Origin of the sequence: Methylomonas aurea (assembly GCF_024505045.1) — a bacterium.
GTDB lineage: Bacteria > Pseudomonadota > Gammaproteobacteria > Methylococcales > Methylomonadaceae > Methylomonas > Methylomonas aurea.
In genome coordinates this window covers 133,606-152,922 of record NZ_JANIBM010000005.1, presented here as the reverse complement: position 1 = coordinate 152,922, position 19,317 = coordinate 133,606, and the positions used below count along the sequence as shown (strand labels likewise).

The 19,317-nt window shown below is 56.6% G+C and carries 19 protein-coding genes; 7 read left to right on the top strand and 12 right to left on the bottom strand.

Annotated features, from left to right (window positions below):
* Nucleotides 1-65: 65 nt before the first annotated feature.
* The 6 genes from mltB to NP603_RS06680 all read right to left on the bottom strand — a co-directional run bounded on the left by mltB (nt 66) and on the right by NP603_RS06680 (nt 6,654).
* Entirely contained in the window at nt 66-1,043 is a 978-nt protein-coding gene (gene mltB / locus NP603_RS06705; protein ID WP_256610143.1) for a lytic murein transglycosylase B, read from the bottom strand.
* A 43-nt stretch (nt 1,044-1,086) separates the two neighbouring features.
* Nucleotides 1,087-2,217 (bottom strand): rod shape-determining protein RodA, encoded by a 1,131-nt coding sequence (rodA, locus tag NP603_RS06700; RefSeq protein ID WP_256610142.1) that lies wholly within the window; start codon nt 2,215-2,217, stop codon nt 1,087-1,089.
* The gene (mrdA, locus tag NP603_RS06695) at nt 2,214-4,064 is read right to left on the bottom strand and encodes a penicillin-binding protein 2 (protein WP_256610141.1); all 1,851 of its coding nucleotides are present in this window, start codon (nt 4,062-4,064) and stop codon (nt 2,214-2,216) included. Before mrdA ends, rodA begins: the two co-directional genes overlap by 4 nt.
* Nucleotides 4,065-4,070: 6 nt before the next feature.
* Nucleotides 4,071-4,559 carry a rod shape-determining protein MreD gene (gene mreD, locus NP603_RS06690; RefSeq protein ID WP_256610140.1) on the bottom strand — a complete coding sequence of 163 codons (489 nt, stop codon included), beginning with the start codon at nt 4,557-4,559 and terminating at the stop codon, nt 4,071-4,073.
* Complete coding sequence (gene mreC / locus NP603_RS06685) at nt 4,546-5,445, bottom strand: rod shape-determining protein MreC (protein WP_256610216.1); 900 nt, start codon at nt 5,443-5,445, stop codon at nt 4,546-4,548. Before mreC ends, mreD begins: the two co-directional genes overlap by 14 nt.
* 165 nt (nt 5,446-5,610) lie before the next feature.
* Nucleotides 5,611-6,654: a rod shape-determining protein gene (locus tag NP603_RS06680; RefSeq protein WP_054760567.1), complete on the bottom strand. Its 1,044-nt coding sequence runs from the start codon at nt 6,652-6,654 to the stop codon at nt 5,611-5,613.
* 114 nt (nt 6,655-6,768) lie between these two features.
* Here NP603_RS06680 and gatC point away from each other — a divergent pair, with 114 nt between their 5' ends.
* Genes gatC through gatB form a run of 4 tightly spaced genes read left to right on the top strand, consistent with a single transcriptional unit; the run spans nt 6,769 to nt 10,589 of the window.
* Nucleotides 6,769-7,056 (top strand): Asp-tRNA(Asn)/Glu-tRNA(Gln) amidotransferase subunit GatC, encoded by a 288-nt coding sequence (gene gatC, locus NP603_RS06675; protein WP_256610139.1) that lies wholly within the window; start codon nt 6,769-6,771, stop codon nt 7,054-7,056.
* A gap of 9 nt (nt 7,057-7,065) precedes the next feature.
* On the top strand, nt 7,066-8,517 hold the full coding sequence (gene gatA / locus NP603_RS06670; RefSeq protein WP_256610138.1) for an Asp-tRNA(Asn)/Glu-tRNA(Gln) amidotransferase subunit GatA: 1,452 nt from the start codon (nt 7,066-7,068) through the stop codon (nt 8,515-8,517).
* 13 nt (nt 8,518-8,530) lie between these two features.
* Complete coding sequence (locus NP603_RS06665) at nt 8,531-9,133, top strand: Uma2 family endonuclease (protein ID WP_150051465.1); 603 nt, start codon at nt 8,531-8,533, stop codon at nt 9,131-9,133.
* 19 nt (nt 9,134-9,152) lie between these two features.
* A complete protein-coding gene (gene gatB / locus NP603_RS06660; protein ID WP_256610137.1) occupies nt 9,153-10,589 on the top strand; it encodes an Asp-tRNA(Asn)/Glu-tRNA(Gln) amidotransferase subunit GatB in 1,437 nt (478 codons plus the stop codon).
* 94 nt (nt 10,590-10,683) lie between these two features.
* Here the strand turns inward: gatB and mtoX are convergent, their stop codons facing one another.
* From mtoX to NP603_RS06630, 6 genes are all read right to left on the bottom strand, one after another.
* On the bottom strand, nt 10,684-11,997 hold the full coding sequence (mtoX, locus tag NP603_RS06655; RefSeq protein WP_256610136.1) for a methanethiol oxidase: 1,314 nt from the start codon (nt 11,995-11,997) through the stop codon (nt 10,684-10,686).
* A 171-nt stretch (nt 11,998-12,168) separates the two neighbouring features.
* The gene (locus tag NP603_RS06650) at nt 12,169-12,441 is read right to left on the bottom strand and encodes a DUF4242 domain-containing protein (RefSeq protein ID WP_256610135.1); all 273 of its coding nucleotides are present in this window, start codon (nt 12,439-12,441) and stop codon (nt 12,169-12,171) included.
* Nucleotides 12,442-12,533: 92 nt separating this feature from the next.
* Nucleotides 12,534-12,830 carry a type II toxin-antitoxin system RelE/ParE family toxin gene (locus NP603_RS06645; protein ID WP_256610134.1) on the bottom strand — a complete coding sequence of 99 codons (297 nt, stop codon included), beginning with the start codon at nt 12,828-12,830 and terminating at the stop codon, nt 12,534-12,536.
* A complete protein-coding gene (locus tag NP603_RS06640) occupies nt 12,830-13,060 on the bottom strand; it encodes an addiction module protein (RefSeq protein ID WP_256610133.1) in 231 nt (76 codons plus the stop codon). The genes NP603_RS06645 and NP603_RS06640 overlap by 1 nt, the downstream gene beginning before the upstream one ends.
* A 141-nt stretch (nt 13,061-13,201) precedes the next feature.
* Nucleotides 13,202-13,573: a lysozyme inhibitor LprI family protein gene (locus NP603_RS06635; protein ID WP_256610132.1), complete on the bottom strand. Its 372-nt coding sequence runs from the start codon at nt 13,571-13,573 to the stop codon at nt 13,202-13,204.
* 52 nt (nt 13,574-13,625) lie between these two features.
* Entirely contained in the window at nt 13,626-14,222 is a 597-nt protein-coding gene (locus NP603_RS06630; RefSeq protein ID WP_256610131.1) for a TetR/AcrR family transcriptional regulator, read from the bottom strand.
* 169 nt (nt 14,223-14,391) lie between these two features.
* Here NP603_RS06630 and dcd point away from each other — a divergent pair, with 169 nt between their 5' ends.
* From dcd to glk, 3 genes are read left to right on the top strand one after another with little or no spacing between them, the layout of a single operon-like run.
* Nucleotides 14,392-14,958: a dCTP deaminase gene (dcd, locus tag NP603_RS06625; RefSeq protein ID WP_140912492.1), complete on the top strand. Its 567-nt coding sequence runs from the start codon at nt 14,392-14,394 to the stop codon at nt 14,956-14,958.
* Between the two features lie 39 nt (nt 14,959-14,997).
* Nucleotides 14,998-18,213 (top strand): phosphorylase b kinase regulatory subunit alpha/beta, encoded by a 3,216-nt coding sequence (locus NP603_RS06620; RefSeq protein WP_504137720.1) that lies wholly within the window; start codon nt 14,998-15,000, stop codon nt 18,211-18,213.
* 7 nt (nt 18,214-18,220) lie between these two features.
* Nucleotides 18,221-19,204 carry a glucokinase gene (glk, locus tag NP603_RS06615; protein WP_256610130.1) on the top strand — a complete coding sequence of 328 codons (984 nt, stop codon included), beginning with the start codon at nt 18,221-18,223 and terminating at the stop codon, nt 19,202-19,204.
* Nucleotides 19,205-19,317: the final 113 nt, after the last annotated feature.

The following is a 19,317-nucleotide window of genomic DNA, read 5'->3' as shown; positions in this document are numbered from 1 at the left end:
TAGCGGCAAATTCGGCAGCACGCGGGCCGAATAATCCGGCTCGATCCGGTTATCTGCCCGGCAGATTAGGTCTTGCGCGCGGCAATGGCCTGGCTCAGTTGGTATACCGCCATCGCGTAAAGCGGGCTGTGGTTGTAGCGGGTGATGACATAGAAGTTATGCAATCCAAGCCACAAGTCCTCGCCTGCCTGTTGCTGATAACTCAGCAGCTTCACCTTTTCGGTGCCGGCCAATTGCGGCGGCAATTCGACCTGCAACTGGCGTAGCTCGGCCACGCCGATATCGGGTTTGACGCCTTTGCTCAAGGCCTGCCGATACGATTCGCCCTTGGCCGAAACCGGATAGGCCACCGGCGCGCCGGGCTGCCACTGGTTACGCACGAAATAATTGGCAACGCTGGCGATGGCGTCGGCCGGATTGCTCCAGATATCGCGTTTGCCGTCGCCGTCGAAATCCTTGGCAAAGCCACGGAAACTGCTGGGCATGAATTGCGGAAATCCCATCGCTCCGGCATAGGAACCCATCGGTTGCAACGGATCCATGTGCTCCTCCCGCGCCAATACCAGGAATTGTTCCAACTCCTTCAGAAAAAACTCGCTGCGCGGCGGATAGGCGAAACCCAGCGTGGCTAACGCGTCGATCACCCGGTATTTGCCGGTATGGGCACCGTACTTGGTTTCGACGCCGATGATGGCGACGATGATTTCTGCAGGCACGCCGTACTGGCGCTCCACCGCCTGCAAGGTAGCGGCATTGTCTTTCCAGAATTGCACGCCGCCGGCGATGCGGGCTTCGGTCATGAAGATTTCCCGGTACTGAAACCAGGGCTTGCCCTCGGCCGGCTTGGACATCGCATCCAGAATCGGCTGCTGGATATTCACCGCCTTGAACAGCGAACGCAATTCCGTTTCGTTAAAACGGTGTTGCTTGGTCATGTGCTTGACGAAAGCGTTAAATGAATCGGTCGGCGCGATTTCGGCGGTAACAGGACCGACGCCGATTAACGACAACAGCAGAACCGCGAATTTGGTTTTCATAGTCATGTCAAAATTCGATAAAGAGGCCCGACCGGCGACCGGGCATGCGTTATACCGGCAACAACTTCCGGTGGGTATGGATGGACATCAAAATACCGAATCCGGCCATCAATGTCACCATCGACGTGCCGCCGTAACTGACCAGCGGCAGCGGCACGCCGACCACCGGCAAAATACCGATCACCATGCCGATATTGACAAATACGTAGACAAAAAAGGTAAACGACAGGCTGCCGGCCAGCAATCGGCAATAGGTATCCTGAGCCTGCACCGCGATGTAAAAACAGCGGCTGATGACCAACAAGTACAACAGCAGCAGACCGACGCAGCCGAACAAACCGAACTCTTCGGCGAACACTGCGAAGATGAAATCGGTGGAACTTTCCGGCAGAAAATCCAATTCGGCCTGGGTGCTGCCCAACCAGCCCTTACCGTTGATGCCGCCCGAGCCGATCGCAATTTTCGATTGGATAATGTGGTAACCGGTGCCCATCGGATCGGCCTCCGGATTGAACAGCGTCAATACCCGATTGCGTTGGTATTCCCGCATGAAGTGCCACAGAATCGGTGTCGACGCTGCCAGCACGACGACCGCACTCAGCATGAACCACCACGACAAGCCGGCAAAAAACAACACCGCCGCCCCCGAACTAGCCACCAACAACGCCGTCCCCAAATCGGGTTGCTTGGCGATCAATAATACCGGCACCAGCAACAGGCCGGCCGCGATCATCACATGTTTGGGCTTGGGCGGTAACGAATGTTCGGCCAAATACCAAGCCACCATCATCGGCGCACTGATCTTGGTGAACTCGGACGGTTGAAACCTAAAAAACCCCAGATCCAGCCAACGCTGAGCCCCCATGCTGATCTGGCCGATGACCGCGACGGCGACCAGCAGCAATACGCAGACCGAAAACAGGGCGACGGAAAAGGTCTGAAATCGGCGCGGATTGATCTGCGCCAATACCGCCATCAGGCCGATCGCCAATCCTGCACGGCTGGCATGACGCACCAGCATCGCCACTTCCTGACCGCCGGCACTGTATAAAATCACGAAACTCAACGCCAGAATCATCAGCAGACCGATGAACAGCGGTATATCGATATGCAATTTGCGCAGCAGATTGCCAAGTAACGACGGCGTTTGAAACTGCTCGTCGCGCATTTCATGTCTCATGGCGCAGCTTCCCCGGTCTGGTTAAGGTAAGCATCGATGATTTCGGCGGCAATTGGTGCGGCAACCGAACCGCCATGGCCGCCATGCTCGGCGATCACGGCAACGGCGATTTGCGGGTCGTGCACCGGCGCCAAGGCGATAAACAAGGCATGGTCGCGCATTTTAAAGTCGATCGCGTCCTCGTTGTATTTCTCTTCCTGCTTGACCGTGAATACCTGCGCAGTTCCAGTTTTGCCGGCGATCTGGTAATTGATATTTTTTGCGATCAGCTTTGCGGTGCCGCGCTGGCTGTGCACCACGTTGGTCATGGCGCGGAGAATGTTGTCGACGTTGGCCGGTTTCAACGGGATGTCGGGGACGATACGCAGCTCGGGCGGCGCGGCGAAATCCGGGGTGATGATTTCCTGCACCAGGTGCGGGTTGACCACTTTGCCGTAATTGGCCAGCGTCGCAGTGGCGCGCGCCAATTGTAACGGGGTGACTTGGGTATAACCTTGGCCAATGCCTGTAATCACGGTCTCGCCGGGAAACCAGGCCTGGTTGCGGTAACGCCGTTTCCATTCCTTGGACGGCATCAGGCCGTCGACCTCGCCGACCAGATCGATACCGCTCTTTTCGCCGAAGCCGAATTTGCTCATGAAACTGGACATCTTGTCGATGCCCAAGGCCATCGCCAGATCATAAAAGTAGACGTCGCAGGATTCGGTGATCGCTTCGTTCATATCGACCATGCCGTGGCCCCATTTCTTCCAATCCCGGTATTTGTGGTCGACGTTGGGCAGTTTGTAATAGCCGGGGCAAAACAGGCGGTGGCCGTAATCGATCACGCCGTACTCCAGGCCGGCCAGCGCATAGAACGGTTTCATCGTCGACCCCGGCGGATACAAGCCGCGCAAGGCCCGGTTATACAAGGGTTGGTCTTCGGAGTCTTTCAAGGCTTTGTAATCCTTGGCCGAGATACCGGACACGAACGGATTGGGATCGAAGCCGGGCCGGCTGGCGAACACCAACACCCCGCCGGTCTTGATCTCGATCGCCACCGCCGCGCCGTTGTATTCATGCAAGGCATCGTAGGCGATTTTTTGCAGATCGATATCCAGCGTCAAATAGATGTTCGATCCGGCCACCGGCTCCACCGTCGATACGGTGCGCAAGGCTCTGGACTGGGCGTTGGTTTCGATTTCCTCGTAACCGGCGGTACCGAGCAAATGGCTTTCATAATATTTTTCGATGCCGACTTTGCCGATCTGGTCGGTACCGCGGTATTGTTCCAGCGGCAGCTTTTTCAGTTCGTCCTCGCTGATCCTGCCGACATAGCCCACTACGTGCGCGGCCAGATCGGCGTAGGGGTAATGCCGCACCAGACGGGCGTAGACGTCGACGCCGGGAAAATACGGCCGCACTACGGCAAATTTGGCGACATCCTCATCGGTCAGATTTTGCAGTAGCGGCGTCGTGGCAAAGGATTTGTTGCGCTTGCGCAACTTATGAAAGGCATCGATTTTTTCTTCGGAGATGTTCAGCAACTGCTGCAGACGCCTCAGCGTATCGTCCAGATCGCCGATCTGCTCCGGAATCAATTCCAGGCTGTAAGTCGGTACATTCTCTGCCAACATCCGGCCTTTGCGGTCGTAAATCACGCCCCGGGTGGGCGGCAACGGCGAAATTTTGATGCGGTTGTCCTTGGACAAAGTGGCATAGTGTTCGTGGCCGACCACTTGCAGGTATACCAGCCGCACCACCAGCCCGACAATCAGGAACAATATCAGGATAAAAGCCGTAACGATGCGGCTCAAAAACAGCCGGCTTTCCGCCAACGGATCCTTGATCGCGAATTTTCTATCCATGCCCGATCAGACGATGCGCGCCATGACCCGGATATAGCGCAGCACCATAAACACCAACGGCCATGCCACAGTCGCGCTTAGTACCGGATACCAGAACTCCAACTGCAAGCGGTTGCCGGCCCGCATGCTTTCCAAACCGAAAGTGACACATTGCGATCCCAACAAACAGAAAAACACCCACAGGCACTGTTGCACGATCGGAAATTGGCGCAGACGACGATGCTCGTTGATGCTGAAATAACAGATCAAGGCATAGATCAGCGCGTATTGGCCCAACAATCGGCCGGTCAACACGTCGGCCAATAGCCCGACCGTCCAGGCGGAAAATACGCCGAAGCGCTCAGGCAGCGCGATCGCCCAGTAAATCAAAACCAGCGCCACCCAGTCCGGGTTGAATATGTCCATCGCCGGAAATAACGACATCACCCTCAGCACCATCGCCGCGGCAACGGTAACCACGAAATAGGTCCCAGCCAACACATCAAGGCGCGCCATTGGCACTCTCCCGTCCGTCTTGAGCATCGGCCGGCGGCTTGCCCGGTTCGCCCAGCACCACCGGCGTCGAATGGCTCCAGACGATCAAGAACTCCCGGCTTTTTTCCAGATCGGCTTTGGGCGTGGCATAAATGTTGGCGAAAGATTTATCCGGCCGGGCTTCGAACTTGTCGACCACCGCGACCGGATAGCCTGCCGGAAACACGCCGCCCAGGCCGGAGGTGACCAACAGATCGCCCGGCACGACATCGGCGTTATTCGCCAGGAACGGCAAATGCAGGCGGTTGGGTTGGCCGGTACCGAAGGCAATGGTACGCAAACCGTTGCGGTTGACTTGCACCGGGATAGCATGGTCGGGGTCGGTAATCAACATCACCTCGGAACTGGACGGCAAAGCCCGAATCACCTGGCCGACGATGCCGTTGGCATCCAACACAGGCTGTTCGGCATGAACGCCGAAACGGGTGCCCTTGTTTACCACGACGGTATGCTCGTAAGGCGCTAGTTTGACCGAGACCAGTTCCGCGACCAGCACCTGCTCGCCGAGTTGAAACGAGTTTTCCAATAGCATCCGCAGTCGAGTGTTCTCCTTCTCCAATGCCGCCAGTTTCAGTAACTTGGCGTCGTTGACGAATTGCTGCTCCTTCAGGCGGCGGTTCTCTTTTTGCAGTTCGACGAAGGAAATGACGGTATCGGCAAAGGAATGGGACAAATCGACCGGCAACGAAGCCAGCGCCTGCAACGGATAGGTAAGCACGGACAGCAGCGAACGCAAGCGGCTTAGCCGCTCACTGCGGTAATCGACGACCAGCATCGAAACGGAAACCAGCAACGCTACCAATAAGCGGGTGTTAAGCGATGGACCTTTGGCGAATAAGAGTTTGATGGCAAACCTCTAATGTCTAAACGCAACGATCAAAATCGCCGCCAATGCATACGGGCGCGGTCCGGCCCGGTCCGCGGCGCACTGCCGGGCAAAATAGAAACCTATTGATTGAGACGGCTGGGAGTCGGATTTCCCCACCGGGCCCGGAGAGAATTCTGGCGGATTTTATTCCAAAGAAAATGCGGAAGCGCCTTTGGCGTCGAGCATTTCCAGCACCATACCGCCACCGCGGGCGACGCAGGTCAGAGGATCGTCGGCGATATAAACCGGCAGACCGGTTTCCTCGGAAATCAAGCGGTCGATGTCTTTCAATAACGCCCCGCCGCCGGTCAACACAATACCGCGGCTGGCAACGTCGGCGCCGAGTTCCGGCGGGGTCTGTTCCAATGCCACCTTGACCGCACTGACGATGCCGGACAACGGCTCCTGCAGGGCTTCCAGAATTTCGTTGCTGTTCAACGAAAAGCTGCGCGGCACGCCCTCGGCCAGATTACGACCGGTGACCTGCATCTCCCGCACTTCGCTGCCGGGGTAGGCGGCGCCGATTTCGTGTTTGATTTTCTCGGCGGTGGCTTCGCCGATCAAGGTGCCGTAATTGCGACGCACGTAGCTGATGATCGACTCGTCGAAACGGTCGCCACCGATTCGTACCGACGCGGAATAGACGATACCGTTCAACGAGATCACCGCCACCTCGGAAGTGCCGCCGCCGATGTCCAGTACCATAGAGCCGTGCGCGGCGTCGACCGGCAGGCCGGCGCCGACCGCGGCCGACATCGGCTCTTCGATCAGGTAAACTTCGCGGGCGCCGGCCATCGCCGCCGACTCGCGAATCGCCCGCCGCTCGACCTGGGTCGAGCCGCAGGGCACGCAGATCAGGATGCGAGGACTGGGACGCAGCAATTTGTTTTCGTGTACTTTTTTGATAAAAAACCGCAGCATGCGCTCGGTCACGGCAAAGTCGGCGATCACGCCGTCTTTTAACGGCCGGATCGCGGTGATGTTACCGGGTGTGCGGCCCAGCATGTTTTTCGCGTCGGCGCCGATCGCGGCGATGGTTTTCTGGCCGCGAATTTTGTCTTCCTTAATCGCGACAACGGAAGGTTCATTGAGTACGATGCCCTGGCCCGGAACATAAATCAGCGTATTTGCCGTTCCCAAATCGATTGACAAATCGTTGGAAAACAGGCCACGAATTCTTTTAAACATTTTGAGCAGTACCCTAAGCGCACACGGAAAATCCCGCTACTTTATCAATCAAGCGGGTATTTGAGCAAGATATAAAGTATCATAGTTTTACTAAGAAAACCTGGAGTTAGAAGAATGTCCTTAACGGCGAATGACGTTAAAAAAATCGCTCACCTGGCAAGGTTGGGCATTGCCGAACAAGACGTCGAACACTATGCGCAAGACCTGTCCGGCATCTTGGATTTGATGACCAAAATGGGCCAACTCGATACCGCCGGCATCGCGCCGATGGCGCATCCCTTGGACCAAACCCAGCGCCTGCGCGCCGACCGCGTCACCGAAACCAACCAGCGCGAGCATTTTCAAGCCATCGCCCCGCAAACCGAAGCCGGTTTGTATCTGGTTCCCAAAGTCATCGAGTAAGGACACCCCATGCACAACAAGACTTTAAGCGAGCTGGCGGCCGGCCTGCGCGCCAAACAATTTTCCAGCGTCGAACTAACCCACGCCTTTTTAGCACGGATCAAACAACACCCAGCGCTGAACGCCTTCATCACCATCAGCGAGGAGCACGCGTTAGTTCAGGCCGCCGCTGCCGATCAACGCCTCGCTAGTGGCGATGCAACCGATTTGACCGGGATTCCGATCGCCCACAAAGACATTTTCTGCACTCTGGGCATTAAAACCAGTTGCGGCTCGAAAATGCTGGACAACTTTGTCGCGCCTTACGATGCCAGCGTCGTCGATAAATTCAACCACGCCGGGGCAGTGACGCTGGGCAAGTTGAACATGGACGAATTCGCGATGGGCTCGTCCAACGAAACCAGTTTCTACGGCCCGGCGCGAAACCCCTGGAACACCGATTGCGTCGCCGGCGGCTCGTCCGGCGGCTCGGCTGTCGCCGTTGCCGCGCGCTTGGCACCTGCGGTGACCGGCACCGATACCGGCGGCTCGATTCGTCAGCCGGCGGCGTTTTGCGGCATCACCGGTTTGAAGCCGACTTACGGCCGGGTATCGCGCTACGGCATGATCGCCTACGCCTCCAGTCTGGACCAGGGCGGGCCGATGGCGCGTAACGCCGAAGACGCCGCGCTATTGCTGCAAACCATGGCCGGTTTCGATAGCAAAGACTCCACCAGCGTCGACCAGTCGGTTCCGGATTACAGCGCCGGCCTCAACGACAGCCTGCAGGGCTTGAAAATCGGCCTGCCCAAACAGTTTTTCAGCAGCCAGCTCGATAACAACATGGCCGCAGCCATCCAGGCCGCGATTGCCGAATACCAAAAACTCGGCGCCACGGTGCAGGAAGTGGATATGCCGAACCTGGAACTGGCGATTCCAGCCTATTACGTGATCGCCTCGGCCGAATGCTCGTCCAACCTGTCGCGTTACGACGGCGTCCGTTTCGGTTACCGCTGCCAAAATCCAGCAGACCTGACCGACCTCTACACCCGTTCGCGTGGCGAAGCCTTTGGTGCCGAAGTCAAACGCCGTATCCTGATGGGCACTTATGCGTTGTCGGCCGGCTATTACGATGCCTATTACCTGAAGGCTCAGCAAGTACGTCGCCTGATCAGCGACGACTTCAAGCGTGCGTTAAGCGAGGTGGATGTGCTGATGGGACCGGTCACGCCCGGCACTGCCTTCAAGATCGGCGCAAAAACCAGCGACCCGATCCAAATGTATCTGGAAGACATTTACACGATTGCCATCAACCTGGCCGGACTACCCGCCATGTCGATTCCAGCCGGCTTCATAGCCGGCTTGCCGGTTGGTTTGCAAGTGATCGGCAATTACTTCAGCGAAGCCAAATTGCTGAACATCGGCCACCGCTACCAGCAAGCGACCGATTGGCATTTGCAAAGTCCCAAAGGCTTCGAATAACACGGGAGGCACCATGGCGCCTATCACGCAATTATCGCAACTGGATCCCGACGGCACCTACAGCTACGCCGATTATTTGACCTGGCAGCTCGAGGAATCGGTCGAACTGATCAAGGGCAAGATCATGGCGATGTCGCCGGCACCCAATGTCAAGCATCAAAGGATCGCGCTTAAGTTATTGCGACCAATTGATAACTACTTCTTGCGTAAAAGTTGTGAAATCTTTATCGCCCCGTTCGACGTCAAGCTTTACGACCGTCGCAAATCGCTACTGACTAACCGCGAAGCTTTTAGCGTTGTGCAGCCCGATCTTTGTGTGATCTGCGACCAGGATAAACTGACTGAGCAAGGTTGCGACGGCGCCCCGGATTGGATTATCGAGATTCTTTCCCCAGGCAACAGTCGCAGGGAAGTGCGCCTGAAATATGACTTATACGAAGAAAGCGGTGTGATCGAATATTGGCTGGTCTTTCCGTACGAGCAAATTGTGCAACAGTTCGTGCTTGACGATAGCGGCAAATATCAACTGCGCGCCTTGTATCCCGGTAACGAAACCGCCGCCCCACATTTATTCCCCGATCTGCAAATCGACCTGAACGACGTTTTTGCCGAATAAGTTTTAAAAGGAAAGCAACATGAGCTCACAATGGGAAGCCGTCATCGGCTTGGAAATCCATACCCAACTGTCTACTAAATCCAAAATCTTCTCCGGCGCCGCCACCGCTTACGGCGCCGAGCCCAACACCCAGGCCTGCGCGGTTGACTTGGGCTTGCCCGGCGTATTACCGGTGTTGAACGAAGACGCGGTGCGCAAAGCGGTGACCTTCGGCTTGGCCATCGACGCCGACATCGCTCCACACTCAATCTTCGCCCGCAAAAACTACTTTTATCCGGACTTGCCGAAAGGCTATCAGATCAGCCAGTTCGAACTGCCGATCGTCGGCAACGGCCATCTGGATATTGAAGTTGACGGCGAAACCAAACGCATCGGCATCACCCGCGCCCATTTGGAAGAAGACGCCGGCAAATCGCTGCACGAAGACTTTCACGGTCTGACCGGCATCGATCTCAACCGCGCCGGGACGCCGCTGCTGGAAATCGTGTCAGAGCCGGACATGCGCTCGGCCAAGGAAGCCGTGGCCTACATGCGCAAATTGCACGAACTGGTGCGCTACCTGGAAATTTGCGACGGTAACATGCAGGAAGGTTCGTTCCGTTGCGACGCCAACGTGTCGGTCCGCCCCAAAGGCCACGCCGAATTCGGCACTAGAGCCGAAATCAAGAACATCAACTCCTTTAAATTCGTCGAAAAGGCCATCAATCACGAAATCGAGCGGCAAATCGACATCATCGAGGGTGGCGGCAAAGTCGTCCAGGAAACCCGCTTGTACGACGCCAACAAAGACGAAACCCGTTCCATGCGCAGCAAGGAAGAAGCCAACGACTACCGCTATTTCCCGGACCCGGACTTGCTGCCGGTCGTAATCGAAGAATCGCTGAAAGCGGAAATTCGCGCCACGTTGCCGGAACTGCCCGACGCCAAAAAACAACGCTTCATTGCCCAATACGGCATGGACGGCGAAAGCGCCGCCACCTTGACCTCGTCTCGCGAACTGGCCGACTTTTACGAACAAGTCGTGACCGAATCCGGCGAAGCCAAACTGGCGACCAACTGGCTGACCGGGGATGTGCTCGGCGCACTGAACAAGGCCGGCCTGGAAATCGGCGATTGCCCGGTCAGCGCCGACCGCTTGGCCGGCCTGCTGAAACGTGTCGCCGACAACACCATTTCCGGCAAGACCGCGAAGCAGGTGTTCGACAAACTGTGGAACGGCAGCGAAACCGCGGATGAAATCATCGAAAAAGAAGGCCTGAAGCAAATCACCGACACCGGCGCCATCGAAGCCATCGTCGACAGCGTCATCGCCGCCAATCCGGGGCCGGTAGAGCAATATTTGTCCGGCAAAGAAAAAGCGCTGATGGCTCTGGTCGGCCAGATCATGAAGCAGACCCAAGGCAAGGCCAACCCGGCCGAAGTCAACAAAATGTTGATTGCCAAGCTTAAAGGCTAAGCGTAGCGGCCCCCGTTAAGCACGGGAGCCGTAGCACAGTCTCCGCCCTCACTGACCGCTCGCCTAATCCGGCAGCGGTCAGCGGGCCAACCGCTTATTTCGGCGCTTTACCGTACAAGGCGTAGGCGCCGAACCGCATCTGGTGCGCCCTGCCCAGCTTCTCTTTATTGAAGTCGATCGAGAACTGCTCGGTCAACTTGTCGCCGTCCCAACTATAAGCCTTGAAGTACTGCTCGTTGTCGGCGCCTTTCTTGTCCCAATTGGCCAGCAGCGACGAGGTGTAATACAGGCGCTTGCCGTCCCAGCTCGACGACACCATGTTGACCTGGGCGCCGATTTTTTGCTCGAACACTTGTTTGGGGTGGAACGGGTCGCTGATGTCGAAGCGGCGGGTCTTGCCGTCCATGAAGGTGTTGACCCACAAGGTCTTGTCGTCGCTGGAGATCGAAATATCCACCGGCAACGGCACCTTGGCCGGTTCGCCAATGTCGGCGACGTCCTTGGCTTGCCATTCGCCTTTGTCGTCCTGGTAAATCAGCCAGATTTTCGAAGTCAGCGCGGTGCTGGTGAAGCAGTAATTATGCGCTTCGTCCCAGGCGCAACGGATTTCCAGCGGAGCCCCCGGCACGTCGAACACTTTTTTCGGCTGGCGGCTGTGCAAGTCCCATTGCACCACGGTATTGCCGAAACGCTTCATCGCTTCCGGATCGTTCAACATCTTGCCGAAATCCATCATGTAGTTCGACCAGCCGGTGAACGATGAAGTCAACATCAGGTTCTTGCGCGGCAGGGCGCGGACATCGTAGTTGTAGCCGTCGGCGTATTTGCCGGATTTGATCGCACCCTGCAGATTGTCGTCGGTCGGCAGCCAATAGGTGGCGATGTAGTCGCCGGCATTGCTGTACTCCACAATCGCGGTGCGACCGCCGTGGTCTTTATTATTGGACAGTCCAGTGATGACCATCCGTCCCGGCAATGCGTACAGACTGTGCGGACCTACCACGCCGCCGCTCTTGGCGACGAAATCGGTGATGGTTTTAGTCAGTTTGGGCTTGGCCGGATCGGTGGCAACATCGAAGATAAAGATTTTGTTGGTATCCAGACCGCCGGCCCAAAGAAAGCGGCGGTCGTCGGTAAAGTCGGAATGGTGGGCTTCGTTGCGGCCGCCGACCGATAGGCTGGCGACAACTTTGCCGTATTGCTTGGATTTTGGGTTGACGTCGACGGTGACCAGTTTGTCCTGCTCGTCGCCGACGCCTTCCGCGCCCAAGGTCCAGATGTACACAAAATCTTCCTGGCCGGTGATTTTCGCCATGTACGGCGAGGCACAGGTTTCGTCGGCGCTGACCGACAGACTGGCGCTGCCGAGCAACAGCGCGGCGGTAAAGGTGCTGAGTTTAAAGTTCATGGTGCTCTCTCCCCCGAGAAGGTGTTGTGGTGATATAGGCCGGAATAAGCGTCAACGCTTCCGGCAGAAATTTACCTGGACTGCGTCGAAAGGTTTGCCGGAAACGCCTGACGGCTTATTCCGGCCTACCATTTGAGGCCGCAACATAGGCGATACGCAAGCTGATATCGCTCAATCGGCCGTGGTCGGATCGATCACGGTCTTGATTTCCTCGATCCGATTGGCCGGAAAACCGCCCTGCTCGGCGTGCTCGCGGATCGCCTGCTCGCTGTCGGCGATGTAAATGCAATACACCTTGTCGCCGGTGACATAGCTATGCAGCCATTGAATGCGCGGCCCCATCTCGCGCAACACGCCGCAGGATTTTTGGGAAATGCCATGCAGCTCGGCTTGCGTCAGTTGCCCGGCGCCGGGAATATCGCGTTCGATGATGTATTTGGGCATTATGACCTCCTAATAAATGACCGGTCGTCTAATTTACCGGCGTTAAAAAATGCTGCCGGGTGGGCAGCGGTTTTTTGTTTGTCACGTCAGAGTTACGATTTAATCCGATGCTTCCAATAACCCGGCTCTTGTCGCATATGCATCACGGCGAGGATGTATATCGCATCCTCTCGAACGCTGTAAACAATACCGAAAGGGAAGTGCGGTAATTTACATTTGCGAACATCACCCGCTAGCTTCCGATACAACAATGGCCGATGGGCGATTTTTGCTGTTGCATCCTCGATAGCATCGACAAAACGCTGTCCCAACTCCGCTTGCTTCTCTCGATAGTACAAGGTAGCGGCATTCGCTTCGGCCAATGCCTCATCATTCCAAACAACCCGCATTAGGCAAGGCTTTCGCGCAATTGAGCTATCGCTGATTCGTGATCGACGAGTCGAGCTGTTCCGTTATCAATCGCGGCACAACGGCGCTGAATTTCTTCCTGCCATGCAGCTGATACTGGAAAGTCTTCCTCAAAGTCCAGTGATTCCAGCAACGTTTCAGCGATGAAGGCACGCATAGCGGGTTCTAATTGCATCGCGTCGTCGATTATGCGTTTAGGGTCGTTGATCATGATTTAGTTGCTCCGATGTAATATTCACAGTTGTTAACTCTTTGCAAGTTGCTCCTTTGTATCGCCAGACGCGCAACGTAGCACGGGCATCGACAGTGAGAGACTCGATGCACGTCAGACGTTCAGCATCTATGCCCCTCATTAATTCGTCCTATCCATTGCAAAGCCCTTCAACTGCTTGATTCGCTCAAGAGTAATATCCAGTTTGTGGTTGGTCGATATTAACGCACCCAATGAACCTTCTTCTCCCGAACTTGCGTAGGCAAAAGCGGTGTCGGCATCACGAACTTGTACCCATGCCAACTGAGCTTCCTTAAGTTTTGCCCTATCTTCTGAACCCATACTCTCGAATAGGGCTTTGTAAGTGTGGTTAAGCTGCCCTTCCACGCTATTGAAAGCCTCGATAGCGCAAGCAATATCTTCATAGCGTGCATTGGGCACCACACAATTGCTTTCCGCCAACAATGTCCGCGAATAACTAAACAAGAGAGAAGCAAAAAATAGTACACGCATAGGGTCAACTTTTTAGGCAACGTCTTAGTTTATGTCAAAACATTACAAAAACTTAAGCCCTAAAATAATCATCCAACAAATCCCGGCAAACCGCCTGTAACGGTTCCACCGATTGCTCGACTTTCATCCGCAGCAGCGCGCCCTGCCAGCCGTTTAGCATCAAATCCGCCATACTCTTGGCCGAGCGGTCCAGCCTCACTGAACCTTGCCTTTGGCCGCGTTCCAACGCCGTTTGCTGTAAGGCACTGTATCTGCCAACCGCATCCAATAAGGCATCGCGACACAATGGGCTGGTGTCGCCAATCTCGCCCATCAAATTGCCTAGCAGACAACCGCCCTTAAACCCAGTTTGCGCCACTTCGGCGATCAATCCCAGGTAGTAAGCCTTCAAGGCAGCCAGACCGTCCGTTTCCGGGTTTTGCAAATGGCCGGATAAACGCAGGATAAACGGCTCGATGTAATGATGTATCGCCTCGGCCGCGAATTGTTCCTTGCTGCCGAAATAGCTGTAAAACGAGCCTTTCGGAATCTGTACCGTGTCCAGGATCTCTTTCAAGCCGGTGGCGTGATAGCCTTTTTCCAATAGCAGACTAACGCCCTGATCGAGAAGTCTGTCTTTTTTTACTTGTTTGGGTGCTGTTTTCGCCATGGACCGCATTATGCGACCGGTCGTCTAGTTTGTAAATCAGTTTTTTCTAATTCTTTAATGCTGTTTGCCAACGGCATCGGCAAACGGCACCGGGCCAGGCAATTAGCGATTTTTCGGCTTCATTATGTTATGTTGCAGCTTTGTTTCTGCTTTCCGATAAACCAGCCACATGAGCATTAAATCAGACCAATGGATTCGCCGCATGTCCGAGCAACACGGCATGATCGAGCCGTTTCAGGCCGGCCAGATTCGCGAATCCGCCCAGGGCCGCATTATTTCCTACGGCACCTCCAGCTACGGCTACGACGTCCGCTGCTCCAACGAATTTAAAATCTTCACCAACATCAACTCGACGATTGTCGACCCGAAGGATTTCGACGAAGCCAGCTTTGTCGACGTCAAATCCGATGTCTGCATCATTCCGCCCAATTCGTTCGCGTTGGCGCGCACCGTCGAATATTTCCGGATTCCGCGCGACGTGCTGGTGGTGTGTTTGGGTAAATCGACCTACGCCCGCTGCGGCATCATCGTCAACGTCACGCCGCTGGAACCGGAATGGGAAGGCCACGTGACACTGGAGTTTTCGAACACTACCCCGCTGCCGGCCAAAATCTACGCCAACGAAGGCGTGGCGCAAATGCTGTTTTTCGGCGGCGACGAAATCTGCGAAACCTCGTACAAAGACCGGGGCGGCAAATACCAGGGCCAGACCGGAGTCACCCTACCAAAAGCCTGATCGGCGTCCCGCCGTTTTAACTTCACCTGGGATAACGACATGATGTCTACCAGCACATCCGAAACGCTCGACCGCTACTACCGCCAAGTCCACGACATCATTCTGCAGCGCCAGGACTGGATCAGCGGCCTGCTGCCGGCCAGCACCGCGGTCAATACCCACGGCAATTACACCGACGCCTGGGTCCGCGACAATGTCTATAGCATCCTGGCGGCCTGGGGTTTGGCTTTGGCCTACCGTAAACTGGAAGGCCAACAGGAGCGCACCTATCTGCTGGAACAGAGCGTGGTCAAGCTGATGCGCGGTTTGCTGATTGCGATGATGCGCCAGGCGGCCAAGGTCGAAAAATTCAAACATAGCCAAGACCCGCTGGACGCGCTGCACGCCAAGTACAACACCCAAACCGGCGAAGTCGTGGTCGGCGACAACGAATGGGGCCATCTGCAACTGGACGCCACCTCGCTGTTTTTACTGATGCTGGCACAAATGACCGCGTCCGGGCTGCGGATCGTGTTCACCACCGACGAAGTCAACTTCGTGCAGAATCTGGTGCACTACATCAGCCGCGCCTACCGCACGCCGGATTACGGCATTTGGGAACGCGGCAACAAAATGAACCACGGCATCGCCGAACTCAACGCCAGCTCGATCGGCATGGCCAAAGCGGCATTGGAGGCCATGTCCGGCTTCAATTTATTCGGCAAGGACGGCGGCCAGACCGCGGTGATCCATGTCATCAGCGACGATATCGCCCGCAGCCGGATCACGCTGGAATCCCTGCTGCCGCGGGAATCGATCTCCAAGGAAGTCGATTCGGCGGTTTTGAGCGTGACCGGTTTCCCGGCCTTTGCCGTCGACAACCCGGAGCTGCGCACCCGCACCGAGCGCTTGATCGTCGAGAAACTGCAAGGCCGTTACGGCTGCAAACGCTTTCTGCTCGACGGCCACCAAACGGTGATCGAGGACCATCAGCGCCTGCATTACGAACCCAGCGAATTGAAGCAATTCATGGACATCGAATGCGAATGGCCGCTGTTTTTCTGCTACCTGCTACTGAACAAACTGTTTGCCGGCGACAGCGAAGGCGTCGGCGACTACCGGCGTAAACTGGACGATTTGCTGGTAGAACACAACGGCCAGTGGCTGTTACCGGAGTTGTACATCGTACCGGAACACGCGATCGCCGCCGAAAAACGCCACCCGCACAGCCAAACCCGCATCGCCAACGAGAACGTGCCGCTGGTCTGGGCGCAAAGCCTGTACATCCTCGGCGGCTTGTTGCAGGACGGCTTGATCGGCCTGGACGATATCGACCCGTTGGGCCGTTACAAGGCCAACCGACTGCACGCCGCCGCTACCGTACAGATCGCCTTGTTGGCCGAAGACGACGAGGTGCGCGACGAATTGCGCGCGCTGGGCATCCCGGCGCAAACCCTGACCGAAATCGCACCGATTCAGGTCCGCGATGCCAGCGAATTGGCCGCCGCCTACACTCAGGTCGGACGCAACGACCGGATCGGCCTGACCGGCCGACCATTGCGGCAACTGCGCACGCTGTCGACCTCCAAGTTATACCTGCTGGCCGGCGAACCCTTGTTGTTCCTGCCCCAGTTCATGAACCAGAAAGGGTTCTATCTGGCGATGGACAACCAACTGCTAATCCAACGTCTGCGCATGGAACTAACCTACCTCAGCAACCACTGCGACAGCGCCGCGCCGCCGTTGCTGGCGATCAGCATTCGCCACAACATGCTGCACAGCGCCGACCGGCAAGTGCTGCTGAACTTTATCGAGCAGTTGCGCCAAGGCACCCTGGAAGGCGTAAGCGCCTCGCTCGGCTTGCTGACCGACTTGGTGGCATCGGCCGCTCGCGAGCATATCGGCTACCTGCACGATTTCACATTCTCCGAAGCCAGTTGGGATGAAGGCGAGCGACCGTTCGCTCAGGTCATGCCCAGCAGCGAAGGAGCGCTACAGGCCATCGATAACCTGCTAATGACAGAGTGGGAAATCGGCGGCGACGAGCAACTGATCGAATTGCTGCAGACCACACCCAACCTGTATGCCCAGTTGGAAGCGTTGAGCTTGCTATGCCAACGCCACGGCCTGAACTTCGACACCGGCCTGCGCAATAGCGAAGGTACACCGTGCCGGGTGCGCGACTTGCTGGAGGAGGTTTACGCCCGCGCCGGCGATTGCCATGCCTGGTACTTGGTGCGCCGTTGCGCCGGACTGCTGGAAAAATACGATATCAACCTGGAACAAGCCGCTACCGAGATCCTGGTGCGCCAACACGGCCTGACCGTCGGTCGTGCCTACAGCGGTAAAGCCACGTTGCGGCGACCGACCGATTCCTGGCAAATTCTGGAAACGATCCGCACCTTCAACCCCGGCGATAGCAGCCAGCAAATCATCGTCCAGGAATTGATTCTCTACCTGGGCATGCTGATCAAACTGAAGCCCACTCTGTTCGCCGACATGCACACCATCCGCGTCGGCCATATCCTGCAATTGATCATCGCCCGCTACAAGCGATTGCACAGCTCTTCGTTGGACCAGGCCTTCAACGACATACTATCGCTACCGCCGCACCAAGTCGCGACTATGGTTCGGGAAACGCTGGAAGACTACAACAACAGCGAGAACCAGCTCGGCCAAGTCGAGACCTTGAATTACGAAGGCCCGCAACGCGATCTGGCCGCGGCCCGCTTTCCGGAGTCCATGGACCCGAAAGACCGCGCCGGCGCCGAAGATTGGTATGCCTGGCGCGAACAGCAAGGCAGCGTCGGCCGCGAAAACGAAGCCTTTTTCAGCGGTTTGTGGACTTTGCTGCACCATTGCAAGGGCTTGATGGTCGGCGAGAAATACAACAGCAAACGCCGTATCGACAGCGAAATGATGTTGGCGCAGATGACCGCCGGGGAACAAACCTTCCGCCTGCATATCAACCATATCCTGAACAAGATTCAGGCGCCGGTGTATCGGCAGTTGAGTGTGGAAGCGCTGCGTGCGCTGGCCTCCATCGTCAGGGAAAATCCGGATCTTTATATCGACGACACGCTGGTCACCGATATTTTGATCGGCCATGCGGTGCGGATCAGTTGGCTGCAACGGCATCCGCAATACCGCGACCACTACGAAGACTGCGTCTCGCTGGCTTGGCAGGCTTTCTACCAATTGCCGCCGCATGCGGTTGCCAACGCAATACTCGACGCCCTGATCCACCTGCTCAACAACGCCAACCCAACTGCGTGAGGACATTATGATTCTAGCCGGCGACATCGGCGGAACCAAAACGGTTCTGGCCTTAATCGAAACCCTGGGCGACGGCTCGTTGAACTGCCTGCGCGAACAAACCTTCGCCAGCGGCGAATTCGCCAGCTTCGACGAGATTCTGGCTCTGTTTCTGAACGGTTCCGGCAAGGTGGCTGCTGCCTGTTTCGGCATCGCCGGTCCGGTGTTGCACCAACGTTGCCAAACCACCAACCTGCCCTGGCTGCTGGACGGCGCGGAGTTGAAGCTGCGCCTGGGAACCGAGCGCGTCAAATTGCTCAACGACCTGGAAGCGATGGCGATCGGCATGCTGCATTTGCAGGCGCAAGACTTTATCGAGCTGAATCCCAACGCCGAAGCGCAAACCGGCAATATCGCCGTAATCGCGGCCGGCACCGGCCTCGGCGAAGCCATTCTGCATTGGGACGGTAACAACTACCATCCCATTGCCACCGAAGGCGGCCATTGCGATTTCGCGCCGCAGAACCCGCAGCAAGACCGCTTGTTGGCCTATTTGCGGCAAAAATATCCGGCCCACGTCAGTTGGGAACGAATCCTGTCCGGCCTCGGCTTCAGCAATATTTACGACTTTCTGGTCGATAGCTGCTACGCCCCGCCCTGCCCGGCGGTTCCGGCCGCGGCCGATGCAGCCGGCGTCGACCGCAACGCCCTGATTTCGCGGCTGGGTGTTGACGGCGAAGACCTGGCCTGCCGGGAAACCGTGCGCTTGTTCGCCGAATTGTACGGCGCCGAGGCCGGCAATCTCGCACTGAAAGCCTTCGCCACCGGCGGCGTTTTCATCGGCGGCGGCATCGGTCCGAAAATACGCCCGGTGCTGGAATCCGGCGAGTTTGTGCAGTCCTTCGTTGCCAAAGGCCGGTTTCAGGCCATGTTATCGAAAGTACCGGTCAAACTGGCACTGAACCCGCGCACGCCGCTATTGGGAGCCATGCATTACTACGCCGCAGGCTAAGGCGGTTTTACCGCTCCAACCATTATCCTCGGCCAAATCCGCCAATTCGGCTAGGCTTAAGCGATTGGTTCGCTTTTAAGGCCCAAGCCTTAGGCCTGCGCTATATTCACCTC

Excerpts from the sequence above, each read along its gene's own strand:
- NP603_RS06665 (WP_150051465.1), top strand. The coding sequence starts at position 8,531 with ATGGCGCCTATCACGCAATTATCGCAACTGGATCCCGACGGCACCTAC.
- rodA (WP_256610142.1), bottom strand. The coding sequence starts at position 2,217 with ATGAGACATGAAATGCGCGACGAGCAGTTTCAAACGCCGTCGTTACTT.
- NP603_RS06645 (WP_256610134.1), bottom strand. The coding sequence starts at position 12,830 with ATGCGGGTTGTTTGGAATGATGAGGCATTGGCCGAAGCGAATGCCGCT.
- gatA (WP_256610138.1), top strand. The coding sequence starts at position 7,066 with ATGCACAACAAGACTTTAAGCGAGCTGGCGGCCGGCCTGCGCGCCAAA.
- dcd (WP_140912492.1), top strand. The coding sequence starts at position 14,392 with ATGAGCATTAAATCAGACCAATGGATTCGCCGCATGTCCGAGCAACAC.
- NP603_RS06650 (WP_256610135.1), bottom strand. The coding sequence starts at position 12,441 with ATGCCCAAATACATCATCGAACGCGATATTCCCGGCGCCGGGCAACTG.
- mtoX (WP_256610136.1), bottom strand. The coding sequence starts at position 11,997 with ATGAACTTTAAACTCAGCACCTTTACCGCCGCGCTGTTGCTCGGCAGC.
- mreD (WP_256610140.1), bottom strand. The coding sequence starts at position 4,559 with ATGGCGCGCCTTGATGTGTTGGCTGGGACCTATTTCGTGGTTACCGTT.
- gatB (WP_256610137.1), top strand. The coding sequence starts at position 9,153 with ATGAGCTCACAATGGGAAGCCGTCATCGGCTTGGAAATCCATACCCAA.
- glk (WP_256610130.1), top strand. The coding sequence starts at position 18,221 with ATGATTCTAGCCGGCGACATCGGCGGAACCAAAACGGTTCTGGCCTTA.
- NP603_RS06635 (WP_256610132.1), bottom strand. The coding sequence starts at position 13,573 with ATGCGTGTACTATTTTTTGCTTCTCTCTTGTTTAGTTATTCGCGGACA.
- mrdA (WP_256610141.1), bottom strand. The coding sequence starts at position 4,064 with ATGGATAGAAAATTCGCGATCAAGGATCCGTTGGCGGAAAGCCGGCTG.
- gatC (WP_256610139.1), top strand. The coding sequence starts at position 6,769 with ATGTCCTTAACGGCGAATGACGTTAAAAAAATCGCTCACCTGGCAAGG.
- NP603_RS06640 (WP_256610133.1), bottom strand. The coding sequence starts at position 13,060 with ATGATCAACGACCCTAAACGCATAATCGACGACGCGATGCAATTAGAA.
- NP603_RS06680 (WP_054760567.1), bottom strand. The coding sequence starts at position 6,654 with ATGTTTAAAAGAATTCGTGGCCTGTTTTCCAACGATTTGTCAATCGAT.
- NP603_RS06630 (WP_256610131.1), bottom strand. The coding sequence starts at position 14,222 with ATGGCGAAAACAGCACCCAAACAAGTAAAAAAAGACAGACTTCTCGAT.
- NP603_RS06620 (WP_504137720.1), top strand. The coding sequence starts at position 14,998 with ATGATGTCTACCAGCACATCCGAAACGCTCGACCGCTACTACCGCCAA.
- mltB (WP_256610143.1), bottom strand. The coding sequence starts at position 1,043 with ATGACTATGAAAACCAAATTCGCGGTTCTGCTGTTGTCGTTAATCGGC.